Here is a 7,184-nt window from a genome sequence, read left to right on the forward strand (position 1 = left end):
ACAAACGTTGATTCTATAATAGAAGAAATCCACGCATTTTGAAAAAAGATTGATTAAAATACGTGGGTTTCTATTAGTTTTGTATGAATTTTTTATAAAAAAGATTGATTAAAATATTTTAAAATCCCTTGTGTGTCAACGTTTATATAGAATTTCAACCTAAATTGCATCGCATCTTTTTTATAAACGGTATAACTTTATTTAAAATCCACAATTGATGATTTTATAACCTTAAACTTCTATTGTTCTAGTATCTCAAAATCAGGTAATTGTTTAACTAGCTCTAATGTTTTCATACTAACTGTAATTACTGATAATAATAGATTTAAAATATATTTAGGGTCATCACTGAATTCATTTGGATCATCTGTAATACCGGATTTTTTATCAGTCTTAATCTGATACTGATCAATAATCCATCCAATAGCTGATCGACCATTAACTACATATTCATATGCCTTTTCTGGAATATTTTTAATTGTTATATGTTCGTTATAAATTATAGTATCTAAAACTCCTTTTTTAAGAGGTTTCATTTTAGTAACCTTATAATTAGGATTAGGAACACTAATTACAACTTCAACATCATTCCAACTTGGTTGATTTTCGTAATTTAAATGTAAATCTGCAAGTTTACGACCTATTTCAACATATTTTTCTTTGTTTTTAAGAAGTGGAATACGAGGAGTTTCTTTACTTAAATTATGATTAAAGATATTTCTATAATCAATTGAATTTAACACTGCATAAATATAATACGGGACGTCATCTTCGATCATATCAAAAACTTTTTTTCCTTCAACAGAAATATTACTAAATATAGAAATATTATCTGATAAATTTGAAGCATAGGTCTGTGCCCCCGCATCAAATATATTTCCATCAGGTATTAAATCAGTAACTAACACACTAAATTCTCGACGATTTCCTGAACCTGGAGTCATTATATACATATTATCTATTTTTTGTTGATTACTAAACTTGCCAGGATAAGAAATAAGATTTTTATCATAATAAATATGTTTTTTAGTAAAGGGCCTATATAAGGCCTCCACTACTTTTGATTCATCAAACTCAATGCATATGTCATTTTTCAGTTTACGTTTAAGTTCTCTACTCCATTGTATCTTTGTTTCATCTATAACTATATTTTCCTCATTTACAAAATTATTTTTCAATTTATTTCTGACATTTTCATATTCTTTGATAGTTGTTTGGATATTTTTTATGAGATTTTCTTTTGAAAAACCATATACCCACTTATCACGCTTGGAAGTTATTCCCATTTGACGAAAATCATAAATTCCTGCATTTTTTTCATAAAGTGACCTAAATTTATCAAAATTAGAATTTCGTTGATGAATCCAATCATTATGAGAATCCGGTAATATTTGTTCAAACGTAACTGACATAATACCTTCCCATTTCTGAATAATATCAATTTTTTGTTTTCTGTTAAGGTTTTTCCCAATATCATGATAATAAATATTATGATTATTTGAACCATCTTTTATCAAAAGTATTATTGCAACCCCAGTCATTATATCAAAAACATTTCCTCCCTCTTCTTTAGCTAGGGTCCCAGTTTTACCACGCACTCCACCCCGTAAGTTTATTATATAAATATAGTTAAATTCATCATTAAGCGACTTACGTAGTCCATCCATTGCAACTTTATCGATATAGGAGTTTGATGTAATAAAACCAATCACACCACATTTTTCAATCCTTAAACTTGACCATTTAATTGCTCTTATATAAGAATCATATAGCGCATTAACTGCAACTGCACTAGATTTTTTAGCATATGTTTTCGTAATTTCTGTATCTAACATTTGATATGAAATAGCGTCAGAAAAACTATTTTCATCAGAATCTCTTCCTGAATACGGAGGATTCCCTATAATTGCTGTAATTGGTAATTCTTGTTGTCTTTTCAAACGCTCATCATTTGTTCCAAAATAAGCATCATCTAACGTATCTTCATTTTCAGTACTTTCAAACGTGTCTGTTAAAACAATCCCCTCAAATGGTACATACCCTTGTTCATCTCCATTAATTTCATCAAATGTAGATTCAATATTAATGGCTGCAATATAGTAACTTAATACTTCAATTTCTTTTGCATGTAATTCGTGTGTACACTTTCGTGCAATATCAGCCAACGTGATTTCACCTTTATCCATTTGTTCTTTTAAATAAGTAAGTGTACGAACAATGAATGTTCCAGTACCAGTGAATGGATCTAAAATATGAACCCCTTCACTTGCTAATGATTTTCCAAAATGTTTTTTCAACACATCATCCACGGACTTAACAATGAAATCCACTACTTCAATAGGTGTAAATACAATTCCTAAACGTTCTGTTGTTGATTTAAATGCTGTACTAAAAAATTTATCATATAACGTAATAATAATTTTTTGTTTATCCTCTGATTTTTCAACACCTTCAGCACGCATTTTTACAGATTCATACAACGGTTCAAGATTTTCTTGTTCTTTCGCAAAGCCAGCTTTATCTAACACTTTCACAATATTTTCCATGGCAGAAGATACAGGATTATTATTTACAAAACTATATTCATCAAATAAAGCTTCAAAAACTGGTTTTGTAATTAAATGTTGGGATAACATTTCTGATGCTTGGTTTTCATCAATGCTCTCGTTAATGTTGTGTTGCAATGAAGAAACGAATTTTTTAAATTCAATCGTAATAGGATCTTTTTTATCTTTCAATTTATTTTGAATCCAACTAATTTGTCGTTGAGCAATTTTTGCTACATCAGCTGACCAATTTTCTAAATATTTACGATCTCCTACTTTTTGAACAATCTTCCCATAAATAGCACTTTCAAATTTATCCCACTCAAAATCTAACTCTGTTTGTATAGAGATATTACCTTCATTATCTTTTTTAGTTCTAGAGGTATCTGTATTCTCCATATCATTCTCTTTTGCAGGAGCACTACCTATACCAATTACATCTAACTGTTTTGGTTTTGCTATATTAATTTTATCTACCATGGCTTCAAAACGTTCATCCACCGATCGTAAAGCATTGATAACTTGCCATACAGCCTCATAATTTTTGTTATTATCTAATATTGTTTCTGGTTTTTCATCAATTGGAATAACTATCGGCAGAATAATATAACCATAATCTTTTCCTTCTGCTTTACGCATAATACGTCCAACAGCCTGAACAATGTCGACTTGCGATTTTTTAGGAGCTAAGAAAATGATGGCATCTAAAGTTGGCACATCAATACCTTCTGTCAAAAATCTTACATTAGATACAATTCTAGCTTCATCTGAAGGCTTTTTAGGATCTGCTAACCAATCTAGTATTTCACCTTTTTGTAAAGCATTCATTGAACCATCAGCATGACGCATAGATAAATGAACCGATTCGTCCATTGTGTCTCCGATATACTCATTTACGACTTCTTCAAATTGTTGAGAAACTTTTTTAGAATCATCAATTGTTCTTGTGAATGCAATTGCTCGTTCTAAAGGAGCGCCAGAGTAAGGACTGCTCTTAACAGGATTTTTGTAACCATTTCTACGCATCATCCCATTCCAAATACCAACAATTCTCCCCACATCATCGATATTCAATCCATTTTCAGGGTCAGCTAATGTTTTCTGCATATCTTTTTGAATAGCAGCTTCATCAATCGCTAGTACCATTACTTTATATTCAGTTAAGATGCCATGTGAAACAGCTTGGCCAAATCCCATGCGATAAAAGACTTTTCCATATTTACTTTCATCATCCATCGAAGAAATTAATATACTTTTATCTTTTGCATTCTTTTTAGCACTATCTGCATAAATTTTCGGTGTAGCTGTTTGATACATTCGTTTAATTCCTTGAACATTTGTATTGCTATGCACCTTAGAAAAAACACTTTCCTGCTTGTTAGCTTCATATGCTCCAGTTGTTCTGTGGGCTTCATCCGAAATAATTAAATCAAATTCTGGGAAACCTTCTTTTTGTGCTTTGCCTATTACATCAATACTTTGATATGTACTAAATACAACAACCATATCTGCATTTTGTTGAACTTCTTCAATGTCTTTCCAGTTTTTCATCAATTGTTCTTTAGATGTTGTGGCTGGATAACCAATATCATTGGCTTTTATATCTTCTGTTCCATTAGTTCCTCTTGAGGCATCACGATCAGATGTTACCGCCATACTCGCGATATTTAACTCTGTATCATTATTCCAACCTCTTAAAGTTTGCGTTAAAAGTTGAATACTTGGTACAAGATATAAAACTTTAAATTGTTTATTTGCTTTTTTAGCAAGAGCTTCAGATATTCTTAAACTAGTAAAAGTTTTACCTGTTCCTGGTGCCATGATTAACTGACCGCGATCATACTTATTAAAGTGTTCCATTGCATAACCTAAAGCTGCTTCTTGATAACCACGTAATTTTTTTGGTGATTTTACAGTAATTACTTCTGGGCGTTTAAAACTAAATTTAGTCCAATCAATTTGAGAATTTCTCAAATCAGATAAACCAATAATTTCAATGCCTTTTTCGTTGTATTCTATTGTTTCACGTGCATTTTTATTCCAATCATCTACTGTAGAAATAATTAACCCTCGTTGATAATAGCTTTTTCCCATTTCAGCAACAAATGAATTAATTTCATCTTTACCAATTTTCTTTTTATAAAATTTTGCTTGGATTGCTACTAAATCTCCATTAAATTGTTCAGCTACTAAATCAACACCTGTATCCTTTTTAGGAATACCGTACTCAATTGGAACTTCAGTTAATGTCCAAATATTTTTATATAATCTTTGGTAAGTTGGCTCATTTTTTAAATATGCCAACACTAACTTTTCAAATAAGCTACCTCTTTCTCGTTGAATATCTCCTGCAACTTCATTAATTTGTTCAATTAAATCATCAAACGTATTAATATTTTTATTTTCCATTGTAAATCTCCTCATAAATTGAAAGTATACTTACGACTACTCTTTAAATATATCACTTTTATAATAAGGTTTAATCAAAATATTTATGAGTCTTGATATGACACATTTTCTTAATATTTGTTTTCTAAAACGGTACAACTTTATTCGAAGTAACGTGACTTTTTATAACCATCAAATGCTGATTTGAAATAAAGTTTGATTAAAAGTGCGGTTCAAATATTGTTTTTGTAATTTTGCTTGTAATATCCATTTATAGATCCAGCGACGTCTATTATCATGAAAACCCCGTCTTTTTTTAAACAAACATCTGTTGCTATAAACCTTTTTTCTGTTCTTTTAAAACAGTTATTTTTTTACGTATATATTCACTTCATAAACTAATTGCTAAGAAATCTGGAAAGATTTTCGGATTAGTGACTCTATATCCAAAACAAAAACTATTTAAATGTAAATTGGAACTTTTTTGATTTTGACTGATAACCCACTTTGTTATATCCCCCATATCTTCACTTTTCTTATTTCCATTATAGTACATTCCATTTACAAATTAAGTAAATTTCTTGGCAATTAATGAGGCCCTATGTTCATAACTTTTCTTACTATGCTTGGCCTTCTGTATTGTGACTCCTTTGTCTTCAATTTCTTGCAACGATTCTTTCAACCATGCACCACTATCTTTAACCAATTTCTCTAGTAATTGTTCGATAACAGTATCCCATTGAACATCTTGAGGTCCCTGCAAAATCAACATCGCAAGTGATTTATATTCACGTTCAATTTCCACAATAAAATAATGATGTCCATTTAAAAGTTGTACACTTCCTAAAGCATATTTTCTTTTTGTTATTCCATCATCTAAAAAGCTAAACTTTCTACTTTCTTCAAAGGTAGGTAAATCTTCAATTTTAAAATCTATCGTTTTAACACTTGGAAAATCATTTAATTCATTTAATAGCTTTATAAACTCGCCCAGTTCACCTGTTACTGAAGCTTCATGTACACCAATCAACTCTATCCCTCTTATTAAACTATTTCCTCCAGTATCTGCCACTGTGCGCTGATTAGTATCTTCAATCAAAAATTGCTTTGTATCTTCATTAGTCGATTCTCTTAGCTTACTTGTATTATTCGTCATTTTTTCTAATCGGGGCAAATTCGTATAGTCATGGTGCTGGTTATCTATTGGAATCAGATCAAAATCATCACTAGCGCCTTCATCTTTATTATCACTTTCATACGGTTTATCTACTGATTCAACTTTTTTATATGTGTGATTCTTTGATTCGCTACTTTTCTCTTGTGCTGCTAATTCTGGATGTGTAAAAGATACTTTGTCATATGGAATCTTTTTGTTTTGAATGGAAAGAATTCTTAAAATCAAATTGCTACTTTTTCTTCTCTTGATAGTAGCCTTGATAACAATCGGTTGGTTTAAAGTCCATTCAAACTTTAACTCTCCAGTGTTTACAAAGGTATAGCCAATGTTCATATACAAAGTACGTATATCTGGATTAGCAATTATCCATAACAACTGCCATAAAAAATCTCGTTTAGTATACTTCTTTTCATACGTAGAATAAAAATCAATAGGAAGATGATTGCCACGATACCTCTCTGTAAAATAACTTAGAAAAGAATTGTTCATCTCTAGCAAACGATAAAGTAAAAAGCGATTTGGTGCTAAAATACTTCGAATACTTTCAATTAGCGGCAACGTATAATGCTGATTTCCATATTTAAAAGTAAAACCGTTTGATAAAGTGGTGTCTTTTGTATTTAAAATCGTCCATTTACTTTCAAAATACTTTACTTCATTTGGGTAAATCGTTATCTCTACTTCTTCTGTCCCTACAGGTGCAATACTTCGACTAACTATTCCATCCACATAATAATGTTGGATAGCTAGAAAAGATAACATTCCCCAATCTAATAAAATCTTTTTTGTTTCACTATTAGCAAAAAAGTAACCATGCATCATTAATTTTCTTTCATGCCAAAAAGGAGAGCTAATCCAAATCAACTTTGCTTGCTCTCCCTTTTTAAATGGCCAATTATTTAGTTTAACCGAGCGTTCTCTCATCTTCTAACACATCCCTTTTATGCTGAATATATACTTCTAGGATTTCTTTAATCTCTTTAAAGTGATGGGACTTGATAGTAGCTTTTCTTTGTATCTCCCATAACTTAATTGGCGCACCATCAACCATTAATTCATCTATTATTTTGTAT

At 30.6% G+C, this 7,184-nt stretch carries 2 protein-coding genes; both read right to left on the minus strand.

The features are described from left to right. Positions 1 to 239: 239 nt before the first annotated feature. On the minus strand, positions 240 to 4,955 hold the full coding sequence (locus KVT34_RS29065) for a type ISP restriction/modification enzyme (protein WP_217563164.1): 4,716 nt from the start codon (positions 4,953 to 4,955) through the stop codon (positions 240 to 242). A gap of 547 nt (positions 4,956 to 5,502) precedes the next feature. Further along, the gene (locus KVT34_RS29070; RefSeq protein WP_254635225.1) at positions 5,503 to 7,035 is read right to left on the minus strand and encodes a Tn7-like element transposition protein TnsE; all 1,533 of its coding nucleotides are present in this window, start codon (positions 7,033 to 7,035) and stop codon (positions 5,503 to 5,505) included. Positions 7,036 to 7,184: the final 149 nt, after the last annotated feature.

Origin of the sequence: Paenibacillus sp. GbtcB18 (genome assembly GCF_019091125.1) — a bacterium.
In the GTDB taxonomy this organism is placed as follows: domain Bacteria; phylum Bacillota; class Bacilli; order Paenibacillales; family NBRC-103111; genus Paenibacillus_F; species Paenibacillus_F chitinolyticus.

Excerpts from the sequence above, each read along its gene's own strand:
- KVT34_RS29065 (WP_217563164.1), bottom strand. The coding sequence starts at position 4,955 with ATGGAAAATAAAAATATTAATACGTTTGATGATTTAATTGAACAAATT.
- KVT34_RS29070 (WP_254635225.1), bottom strand. The coding sequence starts at position 7,035 with ATGAGAGAACGCTCGGTTAAACTAAATAATTGGCCATTTAAAAAGGGA.